This window comes from Mesorhizobium sp. 1B3, from assembly GCF_050958605.1.
Taxonomy (GTDB): Bacteria; Pseudomonadota; Alphaproteobacteria; order Rhizobiales; family Rhizobiaceae.
On record NZ_JBJHDO010000011.1, the window covers coordinates 24,879 to 48,211 of the forward strand.

A 23,333-nucleotide genomic window follows, 5' to 3' on the forward strand; every position below is an offset into this window, starting at 1 on the left:
GAACGCCACATTGTGGCCGGGCAATTGCCACATTTGCTGCCCTAATTCTTACCTACGCCCTCATCAGAATGATCAAGTGAGGGACTTCTTTAACGATGTCGAAAACTTTAGCGGCCGGCGCCGTCCTGGCGACCGGAGTGTTCTTTGTCGCCTCGACGCTTCCCGCCTCCGCCCAGTGCGGCCGTGCTTCCTGGTATGCCCTGACATCCAAGACGGCTTCCGGCGAACGCATGAACCCTTCGGGCATGACGGCCGCGCATCGCAGCCTCCCCTTCGGGACCAAGCTCAAGGTCACCAATAAACGCAACGGCAAGAGCGTCGTCGTGCGGATCAACGATCGGGGGCCTTTCATCAAGGGTCGCATGCTCGACCTCTCGAAGGGCGCGGCCGGCAAGCTCGGCTTCATCGGCGCCGGACATACGGCCGTCTGCATCGAACAGATCTGAGGTCTACCCGGTTCTGCTCAGGCGGTTAGCCGCCGTCCCCGCGATGGCTTCCGCAAGGCTCATGCCCCAGTGGCGGCGGCAATAGGCCCTGAAGTCGAAGCAGGGCAAGCCGGGACAGACCTCGAACTCGATCAGGTGGATCGCGCCGTTCTCCTCGACCCTCAGATCGATGGAAAAGACGTCGCGCAGCCCCAGCGCACTCATCAACCTTCCGGCAATCGCCCGGATCGCCCGGTCGGCTTCAGGCTGAAGGTCGAAGACGGCGACGAGCTCGGGCTCGACATAGCGGCCTTGCGACCGGGCGGCGGCACCGGTTTTCCCATAGAGTGCCAAGCTGTCGGCCATAGTCTGGAAGTCACCACCGGACTCGACGAAATAGACTCCGAGCGCCTCCGGGCCGGCATCGGGCTCCACGGCCAGGAAGCTCGCCCGCACGTTGCGGCCGGCGACATAAGGCTGAACGAGCGCATCGTCCCGGTAGGCGTCGAATACCCGTCGGCTCAACGCCAGCGCCTCCATCTCCGTCGCAGCACGCGAATCGTCCCAAATGCCGATCTTTGCTCCGAGACGATTCGGCTTGACGAAGTGGCCGACAGCGCTGGCCGGAGGCGGGACGATCCATTCGCCATTGCGGGCGATCCCAGCCTCTGGCGCCGGCAAGCCGAGCGCGCGCAGCACCGCGCCGGAGCGGAACTTGTCCTGGCAGAGCGCGAAAAGCGTGTCGTCCGAACCGATCGCAGGCAGGCCGCAAAGCCGTGCCAGGGCTGGCGCGGCGCCGCCACGGAAATAGGCGGTGCCGTCGGTCAGGGTCCATATCAGCGCATCCGATCCCAGCGTGGCGAGATGCGCCGCTGCCTTGTCTAGCTCGACCGGCGTAAACGTCAGGCCATGGATCGCGCACGCTTCGCGGATGGCATCGAACTCAGCGGCGAGGTCGGTGGATTGCGCGAGATAGGAACTTATCTCGAGCGCGCGTTCTTCCGCGTGCCCGGCGGCGAGGAGACGTGCGCGACAGGCCTCCTCCGGCTCATGGACGAGGACGAGTTCGGCCCGCGACACGGAGAACCCCTACAGCAGAACAGGTGGCTCGAACCGCCCCTTCACCGGGAGATCGAGCACGAACGTCCAGCCGGCTTGCGGGTCAGCGGCGCGTGCGGCTTCGTCCATGTCCGCCCAGGCCGAGGTGACGACGATCTTTCCGCCATCGGGACCAACGAAGGCCGGGCAGGAGCTTTGGCGGGCGGGTATAGCCAGGCTCCGCACCATGGTGCCGTCCGGTGCGTAGGCGTCGAGCGAGCCCGCGCCCCAGCGCGCATTCCAGACAATGCCGTCGGCATCAACCACCGCGCCGTCCAGCACGCCCGGCCGGCCACGGCAATCGACGAAGACCTTGGGATCGCCCTGGGGCAGGCCGGTCGCCGGGTCGCAATCGACGCGGAAAAGAACGTTCTCCACGGTGCCGGTAAAATAGGCGGCGCGTCCGTCCGGCGAAAAGCAGATGGCGTTGGGGACGGTCACGTCCGTGACGATCCTGCGCAACTCGCCTTTGCGGAACCAGTAGATTGCACCCGCCGCGGCCGCGGCGTCCCTGGCCATCGTGCCGATCCAGAAAGCGCCGGACGGATGGGTGCGGGAATCGTTCGACCGGGTCGCCGGTTTGTCGGCCTCGAGGGCGGTATGCAGCGTCAGCTCGCCGGTCTTGCGATCGCGCACGTAAAGACCGGTTTCGGTGACGACGAGCTGGCGGCCGCCATCGATGGTGGCGATCGCGCTGGCCATCTCCGGCAGATCATGGATGATCGTCGCGCCGCCGGAGCATTTCTTCTCGAGCAGCTTCCTGCCCAATATGTCGAACCAGAACAGCGTGTCCGTCGCGGGGTCGTAGCTCGGCCCCTCGCCGAGCTGACAGGCGATGTCGCAAAAGACCGGGACGCTCCCTGCGCCAGACATCACAGATACCCGCCATCAACGATCAGCGTCTGCGCCGTCAGCATACGCGAGGCGTCGGAGGCCAGGAAAAGGCAGGGCCCGACGATATCGTCCGGCCGCATCGCTTCCTTGATGCTCTGCCTGGCAATGTGGGCGGCGAGCGTCTCGCCCGTCACCCAGAGCTTCTGCTGGCGCTCGGTGATGACCCAGCCCGGCGCGATCGCATTGACGCGGATCCCATCCTGGCCGAGCCGGCCCGCCAATCCCTTTGTGAGGCCGATGATGCCGGCCTTCGCCGCCGTATAGGACGGCATGTCGGGATGATTGATCAGGAAGGAGGTCGAGGTGAAATTGATGATTGAGCCCCCGCCCGCGGCCTTCATGCCGGGAGCCACGGCTTGCGCGGTGAAGAAGTGCGGCCGCAGGTTGATCGCCTGGTTGTTGTCCCAGTAGTCGACGGTGACGTCCTCCACCGCGTGGCGATCGTCCAACGCCGCATTGTTGACCAGCACCGTCGCCGGTCCATGAACCGTTGCGGCGCTGCCGACCGCGGCGCGAAGCGCTTCGATATCGCGCAGGTCGGCCTTCAGGAAGAGCGGACGCCGGCCGGCCTCCCTTTCGATTTGATCGCAAAGCGCGATGCTCGCCTCCTCCGCGATGTCGATGAAGGCGACCCGCGCGCGCTGGCGCACGAACCCTTCCACCACCGCAGCGCCGATGCCCGACCCCCCGCCGGTGATGAGGACGGAGGTCCCTTCAAGATCGTGGAACTCGGCCGAAGGCATCATCGTAGCAATCCCTGTCTTTAAGCGATTTGCCGATTTGTCCGACAAATCGAGGGCAGCCGTCAACCACCGCGATGGTTTTCAGCCTCAGGTGCGGCGCGCATCCGCGGGCTCCGCTTGCCCGCTATCGGGCACGACGGGTGCTAGCCCCTACCGCCTTCGGCGATGCCGAAAGCGGTTCCGTCCAGGAGACCGGCCGTCCGTCCGCTCAAGCCGCGCCGGCCCGGCGCACGCCGCGCAGGTTGTCGCGCAAAAAAGCCAGCGTCGCATCGGCATCGGCCGGCTTGCCGAACATGTAGCCCTGGCCTCCGGCGCAGCCGAAGGCGATCAGCCTCTCGGCCTGCGCTTCCTCCTCGATGCCTTCCGCGACGACATCCATGCCGAGCCCCTCGCACATGGCGAGGATCGCCCGGATGATGTGTTCGGAGGGCCGATCCCGGAGGATGGAGGAGACGAAGCTGCGATCGATCTTGAGCTTGTCGAACTGGAATTCGCGCAGCCGCCCGAGCGAGGACTGACCCGTGCCGAAATCATCCAGCGAGACCCGGATGCCGCAGCGACGCAAGTCGTTGACGATCTTCTCCGCGGAAGCCGGATCGCTCATCAGGCCGGTCTCGGTGATTTCGATCTCGAGGCGGCGCGGATCGAAGCCCGTGCGCTCCAGGATCGCCAATATATGCAGGCCGGTGTTCTGGTCGACGAGTTGCGACGGGGAAAGATTGAACGAGAGGAACAGGTCGGCAGGCCAGCTTCGCGCCGCTTCCGTGGCCTTGCGCAATACCAGCTGAGAGAGCGGGCCGATGAAGCCGCGCTCTTCCGCTATGGGGATGAAGGTGGCGGGCGAGACCGGGCCGAGATCGCGGTCCGTCCAGCGCGCCAGCGCCTCGAAACCGATGGTCCGGCGGGTCCTCAAATCGACGATCGGCTGGAAATAGGGTGCAACCTCGCTGGCCGAAATTGCGCGACGCAGCGCCTGCTCGATGCGCGTGACGCGCTTGGCGGCCTCCTCCATCTCGCGTGAATAGACCATGACCCTGCCGCGCCCGGAGCGCTTGGCATTGTAAAGGGCCGTCTCGGCCTTCTGCAGCAGGATCTCGGTGGTTTCGTCGCCGGAAAAGAACAGAGAGCAGCCCACCGAAGCCGATAGACGCGCGGTGCGCTCGCCGACATCGTAGGGCGCCGACAGGATTTCGATCAGCATCCGAGCCTTTTCGGCCGCGGCCTCTTCGCTGAAAACCATCGGCAGCAGGAAGGCGAATTCGTCGGGGCCGATGCGCGTCACCGCCGAATGGCCGTCCATGGCCGCGCGCAGCCGCAAGGCCACCTGGATGAGGATGTCATCCCCCGCCCTATGTCCGAAGAGGTCGTTTATCGGCTTGAAGCCGTCGAGGTCGAGGATGCCGACCGTGAAAGGCGCTGGATCCTCGGCGCGATCGCCGATGAGCCGGTCGACCTTGTCGATGAACCGCCGATGGTTGCCGAGCCCGGTCAGCGGATCCGTGAATGCGAGATCCGTGTTCTCGGCTCTCGGCTGGGCTGCGCCGAACAACGCCTGCATCGGAGACCCCTCATGCCCTCTGTCCGGAGCTCTTTCCCGCGTTACGCAGGAAAGTGCCCCCATTTTGTCGTTTTCGCCGCATCCGTTCGACGCCAGGCGATCGGCCCGGCTGCAAAATGCCCCACCCGGCCAATATGACGGCAAAGCGTTTAGGAAAAGTATGCGGCGCCATCGCCGCCGCTGCCGTTGGTCGATGATTGGCAGAAGCCCGCCAAAACTGTAAACGCTGTCGGATCTAGTCCCAACGAATGCGGGCCCGCCGCCGGAGATCCCATGCCGCTCAGCATCGCCATCCAGATGGACCACGTCTCGACGATCAGCATCGCCGGCGACACCAGCTTCGCTCTTGCGCTCGAGGCGGAACGGCGCGGGCACAAGCTCTACCACTACACGCCCGACCGGCTGTCGATGCGCGACGGCAAGGTGTTCGCTCGCGTCGAGGAGCTTTCCGTCCGCGACGAGAAGGGCAATCATTTCACACTGGGCGAGCCGGTGCGCACCGATCTCAGCGAAATGGACGTCGTGCTCTTGCGCCAGGATCCCCCTTTCGACATGAACTACATCACGACCACGCATATGCTCGAGCGCATCCATCCGCGCACGCTGGTGGTCAACGATCCGGCCTGGGTGCGCAACAGCCCCGAGAAGATCTTCGTGATGGATTTTCCCGACCTCATGCCGGCGACGCTGGTCACGAAGGACCCGGCCGAGGTAGACGCCTTCCGCAAGGAGCATGGCGACATCATCGTCAAGCCGCTCTATGGCAATGGCGGCGCGGGCATCTTCCATCTGCACGAAGCCGATCGCAACCTGGCCTCTCTGCTCGAGATGTTCGGACAGATGTTTCGCGAACCCTTCATCGTGCAACGCTACCTGAAAGAGGTGCGGGCCGGCGACAAGCGCATCATCCTCATCGACGGCGAGCCGGTCGGCGCGATCAACCGTGTGCCGGCGGAGCATGATTCTCGCTCCAACATGCATGTCGGCGGACGCGCCGAGAAGACCGAACTGACGGAGCGGGAACGCGAGATCTGCGCGCGCATCGGACCCTCGCTCAGGGAGCGGGGTTTTATCCTGGTCGGCATCGATGTGATCGGGGATTATCTGACCGAGATCAACGTGACCTCGCCGACCGGCATCCGGGAGGTCAAGAGATTCGGCGGCGCCGACATCGCCGCACTGTTCTGGGACGCGGTGGAGGCAAAGCGGCCCTGAGCAGCGCCCGGAGGCCACCCGCCAATCCGCACGCCGTCACCATGCCCCCGAAACCGGAGATGGCGACGGCGTAAGCGCCCCCTGTCAACCGCGGACGTAGGCACCAACGGTCAAACTTCCGGGCCGGCGGATAGGCACCGGCCGTTTCGTCATTCGTATTCAACTGCCCAAGCCAGCGCTTCATGACCGGTTCGAAGGCAGCGCGCTTCGCGGCGGCGTTTGCAACGGCTTCCGCCGCACCGGCCGAAAAACCGGCGCCGCCTTGAAGGGCCCGCTCCGCACAGCAGGTCGGCGAATCCCGGTTTGGAACCGTCGGTGAGCCGATCCGTCTGGCCGAGCCCGGTATAGAGGTTCTCGATCTGCAGATAGCAGCGAAGCCCCAGGACCTGGCGCCCGGGGGCCATCGAACAAACGTTCGAGTGAAATCGCATTCCCATGATCGGCCGACCGGTAGAGCGCGAAGGCCTGCCCGGGCGGCATCGTCACCGCTGCCGAACGGGGCTACGGCCAGCCGGGTCCGTCGCAAGCGGTCGCCCAGGTGGCCGATCACCTCCGAAACGATCGACAGGTCACTGAAGATGTGCGGGACCAGGTAGAACTCCGTTCGCGGATCGCGTTCGGCCAGGCGTTCGATCACCGCCGCCATCTCCCGGGTAAACTCCGCCCGGCCTCCGAATCCGGCAAATCGGATATGGCCCATGTCGCAGGCGATGTTGATGACGATCCGCCTGGCATCGCGTCTTGGCGGAAGCAAAACCGGAGGGGTCTCCTGGGGATGCGGGAGAAAGAAGCCGCGATGTGGGAGGTCATGCACGCGCCCGGCATACTGCTCTCCGATATGCCGCTTCAGATTGTTCCATTGCGCCGTCGTTGCGGACGCTCACCAGATATTGTTCGGATGTCGTGAGCTTATCGAGACATGCCGCCCGCACTTCTCCGCCCAATTCCGAACGGTCTGATGCGTAACGATGATGCCGCGCGCTGCCAGCATGTCCTCGACCATGCTCAAGCTGAGCGGAAAGCGGAAATACAGCCATATCGCATGAGCGGTGATCTCGGCGGGAAAGCGGTGGCGACGATAGAGCGGATCGCGAGCAACTTCTGACATGCCTCACGTTCGCAGACCTTCATCAGCCGTCCGTTAACTTTACGGTGCCTTCCTTACTTATACTCTATGAAACAACAAGCATCACGCGCTCCGGCCATTTCTATCGGTGGACACAGACCGAGACCAAGGTGTCCGTTCTGTCCACCTTCGCAAGCGACGCCGCATACTCTGCGTCAAGAGCCGGAGAAGCCAGGAACCGCCATTCATTGTGCCCTCCCGGCTTGCCTTTCGACAGCCAGTATTGATGATTGGCCAGTGGATAGCGTTGCTGTGCCATCGTTTCAACGGCCTCGTATCCCACGTGCCGCAGCAGGGCTTGCAAGCTCCGGCGCGTGTGGAGGACCAGATGCTCGCTCCAGAACGTGAACCGCTTGAATGCCTCGCAATCGTATAGGGTAAACAGAGCGTCTCGTGCATGGGGGACTTCAACGAGTAGCGTTCCGCCTGGCCGCAGTACGCGGCGAACTGCCTCCAGAATCGCAACGGGTTCCGTGAGGTGCTCCAACACGTGAAACATCGTTACCACATCGATGGACCCCTCCTCCAAACTGCTGAGCCCGCCAATAACGTTATGACCCCTGCCACGAACAATCGCCGCGCGTTCCTTGTTCGGCTCCAGACCGGCCGCCCAGGACGCCTCGGAAGCCAATTCATCCAGCATGCCGCCCAATCCGCAGCCGAAATCGAGCCAACGTTTATCGCGAATATAACCACCAAACTCAGCGGCACGGCGAGTGTTGTCCTCCAGCCTAGGCGTTACGATTTCCGCGCCATGAATGCTGTAGCTGTGCTTTTCTTCGCGCTCCGTGTAGTATTCTTCGGACATGTGATCGGAGCGAGAGAGTACAATTACCTCAGTGACAGGGTCACGAAGAACAGCAACATCGTCGCGGTCCCTTACTCTCGGATAATATTCCTCGAGACGGGCCCCGGAAAGTACGCCAATACTTTCAAGCTTTGCAATTAGGTTGGACATTCCGATTCCCTCAGGCGGGATTTACACGGTCTGTCTTGTTAGACAGTACTTGTCCGATTTTGCCCATATTGGACACCGTTTCTTCCCAAACAAGGGCTTGAGCGACGGCGATATCGGCATGCACCTTTTGCCGATCGGATTCGACCGCGGCCAAAGCGGCATCCAGTAGATTCGACAAATCCGGTGAATCTACCTCGACGCCCCAGGTCGGCTGTTCAATATCGTCGAGCAAGAATCTCATCTTGTCATGACTGATGATCGACATTATCGGCCGGCGCAGCCCGAACGGGATCATTTGCGCATGTCCCCGCATGCCAAAGGCGAAGTCCACCTGTGCATAGAATGTCATTATCTCCCTAGGTCCGGCGTCTGTCAGATCTACCGTATCGTAGTCAATGCCCGCCGCATCCAGATAAGGTTCGATCTGCCTGTCCATAGTCTTATGGGCAGCAAGAACGATCTTCCAGCCACGCCGATGTGCCTTGCAAACCGCGCCAGCCACATTGGCCAGAACGCGCCCTGCATCCTTTCCAAATCTCAAATTTGCGCGATCGAAAGCGGCATTGAAAGCAAGGACACGATCCATTTTGGTGTCGTGAGCCTCCGCCAGTTTCCGATATTCCGGATATAGTTGCCACAACACATTGGTCGGGCAGAGCTGTCGGCGCAAAGTGCCCGCCTGGTCGAATTCCAGATACTGCTTCAGCGCACGAATTGAGCCGGTGTTTCGCAGCGCGAAAAAATTCGCCTTTGCGGCCAACGCACCTATGTGCTCGCGAAAAACCGGATCGAAGTCATCTTGGCCCCGGAAGCGATTGTATCCAATCGCGAAAACGATCAACGGGATGTCAATTGCATGCACGGCCTCCACCGTGCTGTTCCATTGCCAGCCGCTGTTAGAAACGTCGCTACCTGCCTGATCGCGCAAGAGCAGTCCCCCACCGCCGATCACTATGCCGTCAAACTCGCGATTAATGCGTAGCGCGTCCTCGACGGAGAATTCCGTCCAAGCCTGGCGCAGCTCCCATTCATGGCGTCCCAGAAGCGTATCGAAAGTCTTGCGGACGACCGGAAACAGCAGCGTATCACCAGCATTGCGGTTCGCTGAGTTGTGCACGCCGATGTGAAGGATACGTTTGGTTCCGACAGGATTTGTGGCTGTCGGTTCGGGACCGACTTCTTCCGAACCGCAGCTGATCAATGAGCGTAATGTCATTGCGGAACTTCTTTACGTGAATTCCAGGGGTGCAGTCCCTCACTGATTTGTCTCGCTAGACGCAAATCCTCGAAGGAATTGATATCAATCGAGTTGAAGGTGGCCATTTCATAGCCGAGCGCGCCTTCGACGTGGAACGTGCCGCTCTCTCTCAACAGGCCCGGTCTTGCCAGAAAGATTGAGCCATTCACACTATACAATTTCCTGAGCCCCTGCCGCTGGGCATTGGGATTTTCTTCAGACGCCACGCGTTCGAGCGCCATCCCGTCAAGATAACGTAGATTGGTCATGTATTTACCCAAATCAACCACACTCACCACCGCCGGAGCTCCTGTTTCGCGGAACAAATCCGCTGCGCCTCGAACGTCTTCGGCAAGGCGTAGAGGGCTTGTCGGCAACAACATCATCACGCCGGCAGGTACGTATCCTTCCTGTTGCTCAAGCCAATCGAGAGCGTGCAGCGCGACATGAACGGCGTGGATATCATCGCTCGCTAAGGGCGCGGGCCGCGTGAACGGCACTTCCGCCCCCCAATGATGGGCCACATCGGCAATTTCGGCGCTATCGGTTGAAACGATCACGCGATCAACAGCCCCGGACTCCAATGCGGCCAAAATCGACCATGCCAGCAACGGCTTGCCATTGAGGTCCGCAAGGTTCTTGCCGGGAATCCCCTTGGATCCACCACGCGCCGGTATTACGGAAATTACTTCATCGTGCGTCACGTTCTTTGCTTTCTTTGCACGTCATGAGGCGCGAAGGCTTTCTCCAATCTGTCCAGCGCGAGCCAGAAGCCTTCTCCGCCATTCTTGTGACCCTGCCAAATCTCAGGAACGAAAGGCACCTTCGGCGCCCGTTCACGCAGACTATTTCCGACATGTTCAAAATCAATTTCTCCATCCCCGATCTGGAGTCCCTCGTCATGATGCCCGCGCGCATCGACAACATGGAGATGGGCGATATAGGAACCTACGTCTTGCATAAAGTTCTGCATGGACCAGCCGAAAAAATTGCAGGCCAGCTTGGAATGAGAAACGTCAAAGCAAATGCGGGTGCCGTGAGCCTCGCAGAAGTCCACAATTTCCTTTGGGTCCATGAATAAGTTGTGGTAGCGCTGCCCGCCGAAATGCCAAGGGAACGGCGGCATCGTCTGTGGAATAATCTCCACGCCTTCGGCCTCCACTTTAGCGAGGGACGATGCAACCCGGTCATAGTGTTCCTGCCTGCGGTCGACGGGCATAAAATAATCAGACGTAAAGCCGCCCGCATTGATGACGATCAGCGGCTTTGACGTCTCCGGAAAATAGCGCTTAAGTTCACGTGTGCGGTCAACGACGCGCTGGAGTTCATGAATAGAACGAGAGCGATAGCCTTGATCACGTGAGGACAAATCCATCACGTGGTCGCCCGAAAACAGTTCGGGGCTATGGACTACAAGCCCTAGCCTGGTTGGCGCGTCGAAGTAATCTGACGGCTCGTGGTCAAGGTCCCGATAGCTGAAGTGAATTTCCACGAAATTGAGAGGCACATTTTTCGTCAGTGCACTGAAATCGTGATAACGCACGGGAATGCCCCACGGGCGATCAAAATGATACTTCCTGGGTGCCACGCTTTCTCCCAGGATGTCACTCTCGAAGAACACCTCACCTGCGCGCAGGTCGCGCCGAGCCGGCGTGCCGATCAAATCTTTTAGACGGGAGGGCTGCAGGCCTCGCCCTGGGCTTCGCGCATCGATCATTATTTGGTCGAGGGTCTCACCCTTCCGGATATCCCGGGCCGCGACCAACGATTTTGCCAATACTTCGCGATTAAGTCGCTCCCCTTGACTTATAGTACGCTCAGAACCGCTGCCGATCGCCTCTTCGACGTTACGTATGGCCCGCACCATAGAAGCGAACTCGTCCGGCAAGAGACTCACGCGATGGTCATTTCCTTCCATGTTCCGATCAAGGGTGAAGTGTTTCTCGATAATCCGCGCGCCACGCGCGACGGCCGCGATGCAAACCTCGTAGCCGCGCTCGTGTCCTGAATAGCCGACGACACCTTGAGATATTTCTTTGAGCCGGTGCATGTACGCGAGATTGATATCCCGCATCGGCGCTGGATAGGTCGAGTTGCACTGCAAGAGGGCAAAGGAGGCGCCCAGTCTTCTCAACAGGCCGACGCTTTCCTGTATTTCATGCTCCAATGACATTCCCGTCGATATGAGCAGAGGCCGACTGGTCCTAGCTGCGGCCTGAAGGAGATCATGGTTTGTCAAATCTGCAGAAGCGATTTTGAACCCTTCAAGCCCATAGTCGTTGAGAAGGCTCAGACTTTCTAGGTCCCAAGGGGTGCATAGCGGGACCATGCCGCACTGCCTAGTGTAATCCAAGGCTAGGAACATCTCGTCAGCAGTCAGCTGAAATCTACGCAAGAGATCTAGTGTGTATTCTGCCCCCAGATCCTCGCTACCGACATCTCCACCGTTCACATAGATGCTATTCATGTCGCGCATCTGGAACTTCGCGCAGTCAGCACCGGCTTCCGCCGCTTCTTCAATCAAACGTTTTGCCAACTCGAGGCTGCCGTTATGATTATTGCCGATCTCAGCGATTAAAAACGCAGGTTTGTCATCGCCAATTTCCTTGTCTCCGAAGCGCATCGTTTGCTGCTCTCGCCAAGCGATGGCTGAAAGACGCCCCGCCTCATCGATGATCGGAATTGACGTAATCTTGGAATTGAAGAGAGCCTCGATATGTTGTGGATTGTCGTCAAGGCGGGCGCGCACGAAGTTTGTGTTTGCGATTTCCCGGACAGGCTTCTGGAGATCGATTTCATGAACATTGACGACCCACCTGCGGAAGTCCCCATCGGTTACTATACCCTCCAAAGTTCCGGAATCGGACAAGCAATAAACAAGCCTTCTGGTGTTCTTGTTTATTTTCTGCAGCGCAAACTGGATAGAGTCTTCGTAATAAACAGTATAAGCCGCTATTTGCTTGCTAATATGCAATGCGATTCCCCTTTAGAATACGTCGTCTCTTCGCTCGCGGCCGACGCGGCGAGTGGAAATTCGACAACAAGTGTCTAGCCGCTATCGTTCGAGCGTCGTCGCCCGTTCCCGGAGCACCTACCGCGCGAGCGCGTCGTGATCGCCGCTCCCGAGATCTGCGCTTGCTGCGGCTCGACCAGGCTGTCGAAGCTGGGTGAGGACATCACCGAACGCGCGAAACGATAGACTGCATCCTCCGGTCCGGTCCGCTGCTTCGGATTGTGCAGGGCGCGATGGATCTCGCGCGAGCGATCGACCAGGAAACGCGGATGAGCGGCAGATGATCGGCTTCGCCCGATCCGATCTTGAACGCAGGCACGTCGATGCTGTTCAGGAAATCCGCCGCCTTCCGCGAAAACGGCGTGGAGATGTAGATCAGGCCGAGCTTCTCGGCGAAGGCCTTCAGCTCGATCTCATCCTGCTGCGTCAACGCGCAGCGCTGCATGACTTCATAGATGGAGATGTCTGCGTTGGGCGGGAACACGGACTTCGCTTCATCCGTCATCTCGTCTTCGACGAAATGCGTCTGGTGCTTGATGCATTCCGCCCCGGCCTGCGCCGCCAGGCGAACCATGTCTTTCGCAACCTCGAGATCGCCACCGTGGTTGATCCCTATTTCCGCGATCACCAGCGGTGGGTATTCCGGACCGATTTCACGATGAGCGATCTTCATCCTCGGATTTCCGTTGGAGCCGCCGACTGTGACGAGGTCCCCCATGGGCTGGTGCCTTGCGGGCACGCTTCGCATCCCGTCGCCCTCAGTTGGCAGAGTGTTCATAAACGAGGTCCAGGCTCACGGCCTTGGACGATGCCGGCCGACCAGAATGCTCCGAGCGCCGGCGTGGCCGGGCTGTTGGAGCGCTTCTTGCCCAGTCGACGATCGAAGGCCACTCGTTCACGATTTTCTTTATGACCTCGTCGCCGCGGTTCGCCTTCATCGGGAATGGCTTCGCGGCCGGGAACCAGGGAACATGATCGGTCCCGAGATAAACTTCCGAATCGTGGCGGGTCATGTAGACGGTGGGAACGCCGAGACCGCCGGTCATATCCGCGACGGCACTGCCGATCGTGACTACAAGATCGCAGGCCCCGAGCAAGGCGCTGGCGCTGACGAGATCATCCTTCTGGTCGACATTCGTGTAGTGATGGAGAGGCATGCCGAGATTGCGGATCGTTTCGACCTCATCCGCAGTGGCGTCATACTGGACGTTGAGCCATTTCACGTTCGGCAGGTGCTTCAACGGCTCCAACTGCTCTGCATCGAAGAAGTACCGGTTTCGCGAGGCGGCGCGGTTCGACGACCGCCAGCAGACACCGACCAGTATTTCGTCTGGGCCTAGATCGAACTGCTCGCGAACACGGTTTTCCGCTTCGGGGAAGCGAGCGAGCCAAGGCGCCTGCCTTTCGTGAAAGGCGGCGATGTCCGGTCGAAACATCCTGCCCAGCGAGCCGACCGGGATCTGATAGTCGAATTCGGCATAGGCTTCTTCGCCACGACACTCGAGAGGGCCCTCGCGTCGAATTTTCGCCCAGGGAAAGGAGTGCTCGAACAGCGGCGCCAGTTTCGGCGAACATTCGAAGGTCACCGATCCGCCAAGATCCTTCAGTTCCGGAAGCAGCGAGGCAAACCGCACCTCGTCGCCGATACCCTGTTCGCGCCATACCAACAGCTTCTTGCCGTCAAGCGGCTCGCCTTCCCATCGCGGCGCGCTGAAGCAGCGGCGACTGGTGGTGAATTCGCGCCATTGCCAGCGCGCCTCGTAATTGACGAAGCCTTCGCTCAGCTCACTTTTTCTGAACTGGAGCCTCGCCAGGTTGTAGCGCCCCCCGACGTGATCGGGGTGCCGCCGCAGCAGATCCTCGTGAACGGAGATCGCGTCATCCAGCCGCCCGACAGCGGCGTAGAACAAGCCGAGTTGGGTTTGAAGCTGGGTTTTGTGCACTGTTTCCTTGGCCATCCAGCCCTCGAGGACGGCGATGCCTTCCTCATGCCGGTTTTCTATCTCCAGGCAGTGCACCCAGATATTGTCCAGCTCCGCCCTCTCGTCCTGGCTGAAACTCTCGAGATCGGCGCTTTCCCGATGTTTCCTGACGTAAGCAATATCCTGAAGACGCGCCGCCACATGCAACCGCTTCAGCTGAAGCTTGGGCGTGATGTCGGCCTGCTTCTCGAGCAGCCTTTCTGCGAATTCCTCGGCGCGCTGGTACAAGCGCAGTTCTATCAGAATGTCGACAAGGTTCAGGAGCGGATCGATCTGGCCGGGATCGATATGATGCGCGCAGGTGAATGCGAGATTGGCTGCCTCATAGCGTTCTGCCCGCTTCAGCGCTATTCCGAGGTTCAGCCAGCCGCCATAATATCTTTGATCGATGTTCGTCGCTCGCTTGAACAGCTCGATGGCTGTTTCAACGTCGTTCATCTGCAGGAATATGGCGCCCATGGAGTTCAGGATGCCCACGTCGTGAGGCTTCTGCTCATGAGCGGCATGTATCGCGACCAGCGCAGCGGGCAGGTCGTCGCAGCCACGCAGGACCAATCCGTAAAGGTGCAGAAAATCCGGGTTGTCGAAACCCTGACTGATCAGCCGCTCGCAGAGAATCCTGCTTTCGCGGAATCTTCCGAGGTTCTGCAGGGCGTAAATCTGCTTCAGCACTTTCTTGGGAGGCGCATTCTTCCCGATTTGCTTGAGAGCAGATTTCGTCGACATTTCTGGTCCTTCAAAACTGCGGGCACGCAGCAGGCAGCCGCGCTCCGCACTTCGACCGATGATCCAAACCGGCAGATCACACCGCTCAGCTGCTGGTCATGCGTATCGGGCCTAGCTTGTGCGTGGCTTGTCCATCAGATGATGGATAACGGCCTTCTGGATGGAAGCCGCATTCGGGACTCCGACGCATGACGCCGGGCAGTCTACCCTGTGTCCTCACGGCATTTGGCGACGCCAGGTTGTTCTACCTGGTTGGAAGCTGCCGTGTGCCACGCCCCCGGCGGATAGCCTGCCGCCTTCGTGCGGGGAGACGGGCTAAACCATCCTTTTGATCCTCAAATGTTCCTACGACTTATGGGCGACAAGCTCACCCGTTTGATTTATATGTTCCGGCAATGTTCTTGATTTGCCCCGCATTCCATGCTTTTTTCTAATGGAAGGTCCTTTGCGGCCTGATCTTTCTTGGGCGCGGCCGAAGCGGGAGGGGAGCATGGTTTCGCGGGTGCGCACTGTCGCGTTCCAAGGCATCGAAGCAGTGCCGGTCGACGTCCAGGTCATGGTCGCGCCGGGCAAGATGAACATCCATATCGTCGGCCTTCCCGACAAGGCCGTGGCGGAGAGCCGGGAACGCGTGCAGGCGGCGCTGCATGCTTCGGGCCTGTCGATGCCCCCCAAGAAAGTCACGGTGAACCTCGCGCCCGCCGACCTCCCGAAGGAAGGCAGCCACTACGATCTCCCCATTGCGCTCGGCCTGATGGCGGCGCTCGGCGCGGTCCAGGGCGACGCTCTTGCCGATTATGTCGTGCTCGGCGAGCTGTCCCTCGACGGCACGATCGCACCGGTCAATGGCGCGCTCCCTGCCGCGATCGGAGCCAATGCGATGGGCAAGGGGCTGATCTGTCCTTCAGGCTCGGGGCCGGAGGCAGCCTGGGCCGGAAGCGACATCGACATATTGGCGCCGCGCAGCCTGATCGCCATCGCCAATCATTTTCGCGGCACCCAGGTCCTTTCCCGTCCCGAGGCGGCAATCCAGCCGAGGTCCGGCGACTTGCCCGATCTCGCCGACATCAAGGGCCAGGAAAGCGCCAAGCGGGCGCTCGAAGTGGCGGCCGCAGGCGGGCATAATCTCCTCATGTCAATTGCATAGGACCCTACCACGAACGCCGTTGAGAGTGCTTCGCGGTATTTGGGAGCGTGGCAGGCCGAGGGTACCCCACCGGGGGGTATAAGGACTCAGGTGTATGGGGAAATGGCTTCACAGAGTTTTTGGAATTTTAGTCGCGACTGGTGCGTCTTCGCCCACGGGGTGCCGTCTTATCCTCCCTATTAGGATAACGGGCTGGTGTCCAAAACCAGTTCGCTGATCGGGGTCCAAACCTGATCAATCCCCCCTTCTAACAGGGCGCGTCAGTCACGTACTCGGAACGGCAGTGCGTCAACTCGACCTACCCCTACCAAGGGCGGGCGTTTTGGTTGACATCGGGGCCTAAGTGCCCCGACGTCGGCTGTAGGTCCGATTAGATCAGGCGGGCAGGGGAACGTAGATCGGGCCCCGGACAAAAACTTGCTGCAGGGCGACAAGATCGCCAACCGGAAGGTTGCTCACATAGGCGTTCCGCGCGTCGATCACGGCGAGCTTGTCGCTGTCATCCATAGCTAGGCGAACGAAATCATGCGCTGCCTTCATATCCATGTCGGTCTGGACATAGTAGAAGGAGTCCTGGAGCTTGTACCAGCGCCCGAGATGCATGATTTGCGTCTGGACGGCGTGGTAATTCTGTCCCGGGTGGATCAAATCATAGGCGAGGAAGAGGTTCGTTGGCATTAAAGGGTCTTTCTTAGATGGACCCTTGGACGACTTGACAGACAACCTTGAAGCGACGCATGGTCGCCTTGTCATCTCGATTGCGCCACCCGCCCAAGGGTAGTTGCAGTTGTTCGACACGAGCCGGGGGGTCCATCCCCGGCTTTGTCGTGTCCAGAATCGGACCATTCCGATTCTAGGGAAATCTGAGCGGTTCGCCTCAGACGAGTCAACGGCTCGAATCCCGCGGCAGACATTGTCCGATCACGTTTTGTTCATCATAAAGCTAGCAAAGCGGGGCGATTTGACCCTTTCTAGTCCCTTTGCTCACCTACGAATCTGAGGGAGGGGCCTGCCGCACCTTCAGGATTCTCCCAAGGATCAACAGCAGCACGCCAACCGCCAATCCCCAAATAGAAGTTCTGGCTGTCTTCAAAGCTACTCGGCTTCCACCTTGCCTGGAGTATAGCAACGACCATTGCCGATGTGATGATCAACCCGAACAGGTTGACGAAGTCGGGAAGGTCCGTAAGAAATTTCCGTTTCATTTTCCCCTCCACCCGTTTGTAGCCCGTCGCCACCATAACGTTAGTTTGGTTCGTGAAGCAACTTCCGTCACAACACACGGACGTCCAAGAAGTATTCGGGAAAATCTCTACGATAGTGAGGTGCCTGCACTAACCGCGTCTCTGCGGTAGTCGGGCTTTTTATTCCACTTGATCTGTGAATATTGGGCGTCGGCAATGTCGCCACTCAGGAGCAAGACAGATGACCGACTACGCTATCACCTATCTCAACGATGCCATGGAGACGGTGGAAACCCGCGAGGTCACCGCGGGGGACCACTGGGAAGCCTGCGAGCTTGGCCACGCGGGTTATCCCGAAGGCGCTACGGACTTTCAGGTTACCGAGAAACAACAGGCTCCCTTGTCGGATATCGATTGGCTAATCGAGAACGGGCTTGTCGAGGCGGTGGAGGCTAAGTGACGGAGGGAAAAATGAGGCCCCCCGAGGTTTTCCCCGGGAGGTCTCTTGGCGACGTGCCCCGGACAAGGGCACGGGTGCGTTGCAAGGTAGGAGTGACAGGCACAGTCACCATCAGGAACCCAGTCGCTCCTACATGCTGTCGCGGAACAACGTCAGTCGGAGACAGCGGCCAGCTTGGACGGCCCCGACAATTCCGGAAAGAGGGCCGCAAGCTTGGCCGGGGTGTTGACCCTCTCGGCCTGAACCTGGGTCACACTCTTGGTCACCGGGGGAGCCGCAGCGATGCGAGCCTTATTAGCGGCAAGCTCGGCCTCGACCTTTGACGAGACTCCGTAGGTACGGACGGCTCGATCGGCGGCAGGACGTACCAGCATGTGAACTTCCTTCAGGATGCTCTCCAACTCATTTGCCTTGGATACGGCAGCATTCTGGCCTTTAACGGCGGCGTCCAGTTGGGCCTTGAGGGAGGCTATCTCGGCCTCTAGGGTCTTGATCGTGTCGGCCTCTTCGAGGGCGGCGAGTTGGGCTTGGAGGTCCTCACGGGACATAGGTTTCTTGGACAAGGTGTTGGTCATCCTTTCGGGGGCAAGGCAACGATGGGGTGGACAGGGGTGCTGTCCTTTCGGCTCCACTCAGCGGCTGTGCGAGGCTGGGCAGAACGGAGGACACGACCGGCAATCGCCCGGAGACGATTGGCCTCAGAGGAGAAGGAGGGGCCGGTCATCAGATCGGCGGCACGGCGGAGACACGCGGCAGCCTCTTGGGCCTGGTTGAGATTCATAAAGGGTTCCCTTTCGCTAGGTGTTGACCGAAGGGACGCCCGAGGGGGTCACCTGTTGTTTCGTGCCAGTGATCCCGAGGCCGTTCTCGGACCTATATTTTTTGGTACCAAGGGCGAGGGTATTCGCTTTGTTCGAGGCCGATTTCTTATCAGGTGCGGCCTGGTTTAGGACTTCCGGCGGGGGAGTTGGTTGAATGGCGGGGCTATCAGAACCGAAGCACACAGGCGGTATTCCTCAGATAGGCAGATAGGCAGCCGCGAGGACCACCAAGAGGGCGCAAGAGTAGGCGAGTGCCGGACCGTTAAGCATCGGGGAGGCTTTCCCACCAAAGCTTATAAGCGGCGGACAGCTTCCGGCCCGGGAGTTTTCCCGTGGTGACATCCGTCACAATCCTTCGGGCAAGCGGGTCCTCCGTGGAGGACGCTGCATAGACAAGCGCGTCCCACCGGGATGCACCGATTGTGCCGTGTGCGACCCGCTCTCCAGCTTCCATTACTGCCGTTTGAATGGCAGAAGACGCGGTTACATGGTCGAGGCCGGTTGCCTCGGCAATCTTGTCTAGGCTGTCCATGGCATCGTCGCTGTTGACGATGAATTCGGCAGTCTCTTTGAAGACCGCCTCGGGGACGTGTTGGGCCAGCTCCTGGAGGGTCTCCGAGGGGAGCGGATATTCCTTGCGGGACTGGAGGTCTTCAAGTTCTGCCTCGGTCTCCTCCATTTCCTCGGCGGTCGGTTCGAGCAAATCGCTCTCTACGCCATAGCGGTTGAAAGCTGACTCGGCAGCGTCCGGCTCATCGAAGTCGACCGAGAAGGAGACGCCTTGCTCGTCTGCCTCGGCTTCCATCCCGAGGCCCATGCTCTCGGCAATGTCGACGTCAACAAATGAATTCAGGGCAGGCGACCATATGGTGCCCGGGGGGCTCTCCATGGGAGCGCGGCCTACTGCATAGGCGGGGGAGGCGTCACGTGAATAGACGCTGAGGAGGTTGTCCCCCTCATCGAAGTTATTCCAATTGTTCAATGTACTTCCTTTTCGATTGGGTATGACGCACAGCTAACCAAGTAGGTCAGCGTTGCGGAGTGCGGCCTTGGCGAAAGACAACAGGGTCATTTCGCTGCCGTCTGGGCCGGACATTTTTACCGGCTGGTCCCACCACCCTTGGGGAGACCCGAAGATTTCCCGGGTGTGGCGGAGGAGGTCGGAGCCTATGAGGCGTTGACCGGTTCGGGAGTGAGCGGAGGAACCCTTGAGGGTCCCAAGGGGCTTGCCCGCTTGGGTCTCTAGGAACCGCTCCCGGTTCTCGGGGAGACCGGAATAGAACAAGGCGACCCAGCCCATAAGGGCAAGCGTCCGGTATAGGAGTGACGCATAGGCCTTAGGTTTGCGGGCCTTCTGTCCTGCCCTTTCGGGAGTGCCGTTAACGTAGTTGGCCAGTAGACCACGCCCCCGGGCGACGGCAGGCATTCTTTTGTGAGTGTCCCCGGGGAGCAGTCTGTGAGACGGCGGGTGTCCGTTCGACACGCGGCGCTCCAGGTTTCGGAGGTCCTCAGAGACACGCTCGGCAATCTCGGGGTGCCCCTCCAGGTACAAGCGGGTAGCCGTCTCCAATACCTTTAGCTCGGCAGCCTTCGGCAGTCGGGACAAAGGGTCACCGGTCCGTCGAAAGCGGGCACGGTGGGTTTCACAATAGGGGCTGATCTTGGAACGGAGCCGGGAACACCCCGGGCAGGAACACGGATACTGCTCATTCAAGAGCGATCGTTTGCGGATTGAGGCACGGGTGGCGGGAGTGGCGTCCTGCCCCACAAACCACTCAGACGGGCGGCCCCTCATTTTGGGTTTGGCCATCGGCGGAACCCTTCTTATCGGTGATAGCGTGGCGCAAGGCCTGTAGCGTGAGAGAGCGGATTAGCTCGGGGTGAACATCAAGCGCTCGGGCCTCCCTCAGGGTGTCCCTCATCGAGCGGATAGTCTCGATGCTGAGACGGTAGCGTGAGGCAATCTCATCGAGGGAGAGAGGCTCAGACCCCCTCAGGGTGTCCAAGGCGTGACGCTCTCTGTAGACCCGGTGGTCAGGGTATAGGTGATCGAAGTCGGTAATGGGCATGAAGCATTTCCAGCGAAGTGAATGAGTGCACCCGATCTATATCCGACCAAGCTATAAAAAGATCGTATCCAGGAGGGTACTGGGAGTGCACAGATAGTTTCACCCAATGTGAATATACTTCTTCCTCACTCTTATTATTACTACTAGCTAACATTAGAAGGACACTAAGAGTGTACTAAGAGTATCTCTTTTCTATACTCTCCCCTCCGTATGGTCGGGTAATTTTTAGTTGTGATCAGCGAGGCTGATACAACCTTGTCTTAATAAGGCCGTCAGGCTGCTAGTCCCCTCGGTCGTGTGGCCGCATCCAGGATGTTGCCCCAGATGGCTAAGGGAATCCGGGCAGGTGCAAGCCAAGGTGCTTCAAGGGATCGAACCTCGACCCTGCCCCCTTCCTCCACCGCCTCTACATTCCGATAGCCGCACCCTATCGAGGGGCATTCATCGTGTAGGAAAACGAAGCCCCGATAGGCTGCCTCGGGATTGCCCCGCCTTGACGCAGCGGGCGGCCTAGGAGTCGATGTCACACTTATTCCGGGGTGCGTATCGGAATTATCTGTGACACGCCTTCTGGAGGCTCTCTTTCGACACGCTGGGGAGCAGTGCTTGGCATCGGTTCGGAGGGCAGCGAAACCCTCCCCGCAACACTGACATGTTGCGTGAATACGCTTCTTCATTGATGGGGGTCCTTCTCTTTCGAAGAGCAGGCGCACCGGAGAGCCTAGGGGCGATGTCACACTTAGCCGGGATCGCTACCGGGATTATCTGTGACACGGGCTGTAGACAGCCTCCCCGAGGTGCTCTGATGGGAAAGAAGGGGGACACCCACGCACCGAGGCTAAGGCGCGTTGGTTGAGGTCAAATAGGTTGAACCTGGGTGCCCCCAAGAGGGATATTTTGGAGTGCGTCCCTCTGGTCCAAAAAAGGAAACCGAGGGGAGGAAAGATGGAAGGTGACAAGCCCCGAGGTGCTCAACCGGAACCCTCCCGGGAAAGGAAGGACAAACCGGTCAGGTCCCGGGAGCCACACTCGGGGCGAAGTTTTGATGTCATTCTATATGGTCGGTATATTTCGGTAACTTACCCCTCGACTGGCAAATCATAAGAGATCGAGGTCGGTTCTCCGCCCTGCTTCCAGTAGAAATCCAGGGTGCCCTGCCGGTGGTCGACAATGACATGAGTGAAGGCGTCGCGTAGGGCGGTGTTGACGTTGGTCACGGTGCTCTTCGGGTTCCCGAAAGCTTCCTCTAGACCCTTCACCACTCGGGCAATCGCTCGCTTGTTTCCCCGGCTGGCAAGTCTGTTTAGCTCTTCCTGTCGTGCCTCCACCTCGGCAAGGGCGTGCTCATATTCGGACAGGCTGCGACGAAGGGCAGGCGATTTGTTTCCTGCCGCTATCTCTTCGGTAATGTTCGCAATCGCTCCGGTGATCCCGTCCCAGTCGCGTTGGGCCTCAAGGATGCGCCGGTCTATGTCCGTGTCCCCACTGGGGACCACATGGACCAATTCACGAGTTCCCGCGTGTCTAATGGCTGCTTCCACTAGGCCAAGCTTCACCTGCTTATATTCGCACCTTGCCCCGCTCTTGGCCTTGGTGCAAACGAGATAGGGCGTGCCGCCTTTCCGGCCTTTGTTAACGCGGGTCATCGTGGAGCCACATAGGGGGCACTTGGCTAGGCCAGCAAGGACGTTTGAGACCTCCTCCCTGTCAGCTCTCATCCTTGGCGCATTACGTCCCTGTTGGCGCACTTGGATGCGATCGAAGAGCGCCTGGGGAACTATCGGAGGAAAGTAGTCCGGTATAGGAGCCAAGGCGTCCCGCACCTTCTTCCCGCTTACCTCTCGGGTCTCATGGGGCGTGAAGGTTCCTATCACTGCCGGATTGCTCAACAGCTTGCTGACATAGGAGCGGTGCCAGAAGGCTGCCTTTCGGCTTCCATCCCCAAACGGCTCTACACCCTCGGCATTGAGGCGTTGGGCAATGGCGTGCTGTCCAATCCCCTTGTCGGCATCCTTGAAGATACGGAGGATGACAGAAGCGCGGTCCCCTAGCACTTCATACGTGCTGTCCCGGAGGGTTAACCAAGCGGGGGTGCGGCGGGTGATAGGCAGCTTGTCATCACGTGCCCGGACTTTCTTCCTGCCCCAAGCCTCCCTCACCCGCTTGGACTTGGTCTCGCTCTCTTCGTTGGCACGAATGGCGACCATGAATGCCCACATGAAGGACATAGGGTCAGCGTCCAGCGTCTCCGACGTGTACTCTTTGCTGTCCGCGAGGGTCACAAGGGTGATTCCGCCCTCGCAAATGTCCTCTAGCAGTCGGACAGCCTTTCGAGGCTTCTCACGGCTTAGGCGGTCCATGCTCTCGACAAGGAGATATGACCCCTTCTCCACGACACCATCCTCCACCGCCTGGAGGAAGTCAGCAAGCGCACCATCATTCTTGTTCCGGCCGCGATACGCGGATATGCCTTGATCCATGTAGGCATCGTCTACCAAGTCCAGGCCGTGGCTCCGGGCGTAATCCTCCGCCTTGGTCAACTGCCGCCTTAAGCTGTCACCCCTCGCCTGCTCCGGTGTGGAAAAGCGGACATAGCTAAAGGCTTTTGGTCTATCGAATGTAGGCATCTCTTCCATGAACCTCTTGTTATCACAGGGAACATGGGAGGTCCTATCGA

At 59.7% G+C, this 23,333-nt stretch carries 19 protein-coding genes and 2 pseudogenes; 4 read left to right on the forward strand and 17 right to left on the reverse strand.

Features of this window, described 5'->3' with window-relative positions:
• Positions 1 to 95 precede the first annotated feature (95 nt).
• Positions 96 to 446 (forward strand): septal ring lytic transglycosylase RlpA family protein, encoded by a 351-nt coding sequence (locus tag ACCO56_RS25010; RefSeq protein ID WP_433643605.1) that lies wholly within the window; start codon positions 96 to 98, stop codon positions 444 to 446.
• Positions 447 to 449: 3 nt separating this feature from the next.
• Here ACCO56_RS25010 and ACCO56_RS25015 read toward each other — a convergent pair whose 3' ends face one another.
• The 4 genes from ACCO56_RS25015 to ACCO56_RS25030 all read right to left on the reverse strand — a co-directional run bounded on the left by ACCO56_RS25015 (position 450) and on the right by ACCO56_RS25030 (position 4,718).
• On the reverse strand, positions 450 to 1,505 hold the full coding sequence (locus ACCO56_RS25015; RefSeq protein WP_433643606.1) for a D-alanine:D-lactate ligase-like protein: 1,056 nt from the start codon (positions 1,503 to 1,505) through the stop codon (positions 450 to 452).
• A 9-nt stretch (positions 1,506 to 1,514) separates the two neighbouring features.
• Positions 1,515 to 2,396: an SMP-30/gluconolactonase/LRE family protein gene (locus ACCO56_RS25020; RefSeq protein WP_433643607.1), complete on the reverse strand. Its 882-nt coding sequence runs from the start codon at positions 2,394 to 2,396 to the stop codon at positions 1,515 to 1,517.
• Positions 2,396 to 3,163: an SDR family NAD(P)-dependent oxidoreductase gene (locus tag ACCO56_RS25025; RefSeq protein ID WP_433643608.1), complete on the reverse strand. Its 768-nt coding sequence runs from the start codon at positions 3,161 to 3,163 to the stop codon at positions 2,396 to 2,398. Before ACCO56_RS25025 ends, ACCO56_RS25020 begins: the two co-directional genes overlap by 1 nt.
• Before the next feature lie 205 nt (positions 3,164 to 3,368).
• The gene (locus tag ACCO56_RS25030; RefSeq protein ID WP_433643609.1) at positions 3,369 to 4,718 is read right to left on the reverse strand and encodes a putative bifunctional diguanylate cyclase/phosphodiesterase; all 1,350 of its coding nucleotides are present in this window, start codon (positions 4,716 to 4,718) and stop codon (positions 3,369 to 3,371) included.
• 273 nt (positions 4,719 to 4,991) lie between these two features.
• On the opposite strand from ACCO56_RS25030, the gene gshB reads away from it, so the two are divergent.
• Positions 4,992 to 5,933: a glutathione synthase gene (gene gshB / locus ACCO56_RS25035; RefSeq protein ID WP_433643610.1), complete on the forward strand. Its 942-nt coding sequence runs from the start codon at positions 4,992 to 4,994 to the stop codon at positions 5,931 to 5,933.
• Between the two features lie 925 nt (positions 5,934 to 6,858).
• On the opposite strand, the pseudogene ACCO56_RS25040 reads toward gshB, so the two are convergent.
• From ACCO56_RS25040 to ACCO56_RS25070, 7 genes and pseudogenes are all read right to left on the reverse strand, one after another.
• Positions 6,859 to 7,041, reverse strand: a pseudogene (locus ACCO56_RS25040) (IS6 family transposase); the annotation flags it as partial.
• A gap of 100 nt (positions 7,042 to 7,141) precedes the next feature.
• Positions 7,142 to 8,017, reverse strand: coding sequence for a class I SAM-dependent methyltransferase (locus tag ACCO56_RS25045; protein ID WP_433643611.1), 876 nt, complete (start codon positions 8,015 to 8,017; stop codon positions 7,142 to 7,144).
• Between the two features lie 10 nt (positions 8,018 to 8,027).
• Positions 8,028 to 9,233 carry a polysaccharide pyruvyl transferase family protein gene (locus ACCO56_RS25050; protein WP_433643612.1) on the reverse strand — a complete coding sequence of 402 codons (1,206 nt, stop codon included), beginning with the start codon at positions 9,231 to 9,233 and terminating at the stop codon, positions 8,028 to 8,030.
• Positions 9,230 to 9,958, reverse strand: a complete 729-nt coding sequence (locus tag ACCO56_RS25055) for a cytidylyltransferase domain-containing protein (RefSeq protein ID WP_433643613.1) — start codon at positions 9,956 to 9,958, stop codon at positions 9,230 to 9,232. The genes ACCO56_RS25050 and ACCO56_RS25055 overlap by 4 nt, the downstream gene beginning before the upstream one ends.
• Entirely contained in the window at positions 9,955 to 12,228 is a 2,274-nt protein-coding gene (locus ACCO56_RS25060; RefSeq protein ID WP_433643614.1) for an N-acetylneuraminate synthase family protein, read from the reverse strand. The genes ACCO56_RS25055 and ACCO56_RS25060 overlap by 4 nt, the downstream gene beginning before the upstream one ends.
• A gap of 202 nt (positions 12,229 to 12,430) precedes the next feature.
• Complete coding sequence (locus ACCO56_RS25065) at positions 12,431 to 13,045, reverse strand: N-acetylneuraminate synthase family protein (protein ID WP_433643615.1); 615 nt, start codon at positions 13,043 to 13,045, stop codon at positions 12,431 to 12,433.
• The gene (locus ACCO56_RS25070) at positions 13,026 to 14,975 is read right to left on the reverse strand and encodes a tetratricopeptide repeat protein (protein WP_433643616.1); all 1,950 of its coding nucleotides are present in this window, start codon (positions 14,973 to 14,975) and stop codon (positions 13,026 to 13,028) included. The genes ACCO56_RS25065 and ACCO56_RS25070 overlap by 20 nt, the downstream gene beginning before the upstream one ends.
• A 490-nt stretch (positions 14,976 to 15,465) precedes the next feature.
• Between ACCO56_RS25070 and ACCO56_RS25075 the strand changes: the two are divergent.
• A pseudogene (locus ACCO56_RS25075) lies at positions 15,466 to 16,110 on the forward strand (magnesium chelatase domain-containing protein); the annotation flags it as partial.
• 387 nt (positions 16,111 to 16,497) lie between these two features.
• Here ACCO56_RS25075 and ACCO56_RS25080 read toward each other — a convergent pair.
• Together ACCO56_RS25080 and ACCO56_RS25085 are read right to left on the reverse strand one after the other, a co-directional pair.
• Positions 16,498 to 16,800, reverse strand: a complete 303-nt coding sequence (locus tag ACCO56_RS25080) for a hypothetical protein (RefSeq protein WP_433643617.1) — start codon at positions 16,798 to 16,800, stop codon at positions 16,498 to 16,500.
• A gap of 293 nt (positions 16,801 to 17,093) precedes the next feature.
• Entirely contained in the window at positions 17,094 to 17,327 is a 234-nt protein-coding gene (locus ACCO56_RS25085; protein WP_433643618.1) for a hypothetical protein, read from the reverse strand.
• 220 nt (positions 17,328 to 17,547) lie between these two features.
• Between ACCO56_RS25085 and ACCO56_RS25090 the strand changes: the two genes are divergently transcribed.
• Entirely contained in the window at positions 17,548 to 17,766 is a 219-nt protein-coding gene (locus ACCO56_RS25090) for a hypothetical protein (RefSeq protein WP_433643619.1), read from the forward strand.
• Between the two features lie 152 nt (positions 17,767 to 17,918).
• Here the strand turns inward: ACCO56_RS25090 and ACCO56_RS25095 are convergent, their stop codons facing one another.
• The 4 genes from ACCO56_RS25095 to ACCO56_RS25110 all read right to left on the reverse strand — a co-directional run bounded on the left by ACCO56_RS25095 (position 17,919) and on the right by ACCO56_RS25110 (position 23,292).
• The gene (locus ACCO56_RS25095) at positions 17,919 to 18,341 is read right to left on the reverse strand and encodes a hypothetical protein (RefSeq protein ID WP_433643620.1); all 423 of its coding nucleotides are present in this window, start codon (positions 18,339 to 18,341) and stop codon (positions 17,919 to 17,921) included.
• A 508-nt stretch (positions 18,342 to 18,849) separates the two neighbouring features.
• Positions 18,850 to 19,569, reverse strand: coding sequence for a hypothetical protein (locus ACCO56_RS25100; protein ID WP_433643621.1), 720 nt, complete (start codon positions 19,567 to 19,569; stop codon positions 18,850 to 18,852).
• A gap of 793 nt (positions 19,570 to 20,362) precedes the next feature.
• The gene (locus ACCO56_RS25105; protein ID WP_433643622.1) at positions 20,363 to 20,656 is read right to left on the reverse strand and encodes a hypothetical protein; all 294 of its coding nucleotides are present in this window, start codon (positions 20,654 to 20,656) and stop codon (positions 20,363 to 20,365) included.
• Between the two features lie 1,079 nt (positions 20,657 to 21,735).
• Complete coding sequence (locus tag ACCO56_RS25110; RefSeq protein ID WP_433643623.1) at positions 21,736 to 23,292, reverse strand: recombinase family protein; 1,557 nt, start codon at positions 23,290 to 23,292, stop codon at positions 21,736 to 21,738.
• Positions 23,293 to 23,333 lie beyond the last annotated feature (41 nt).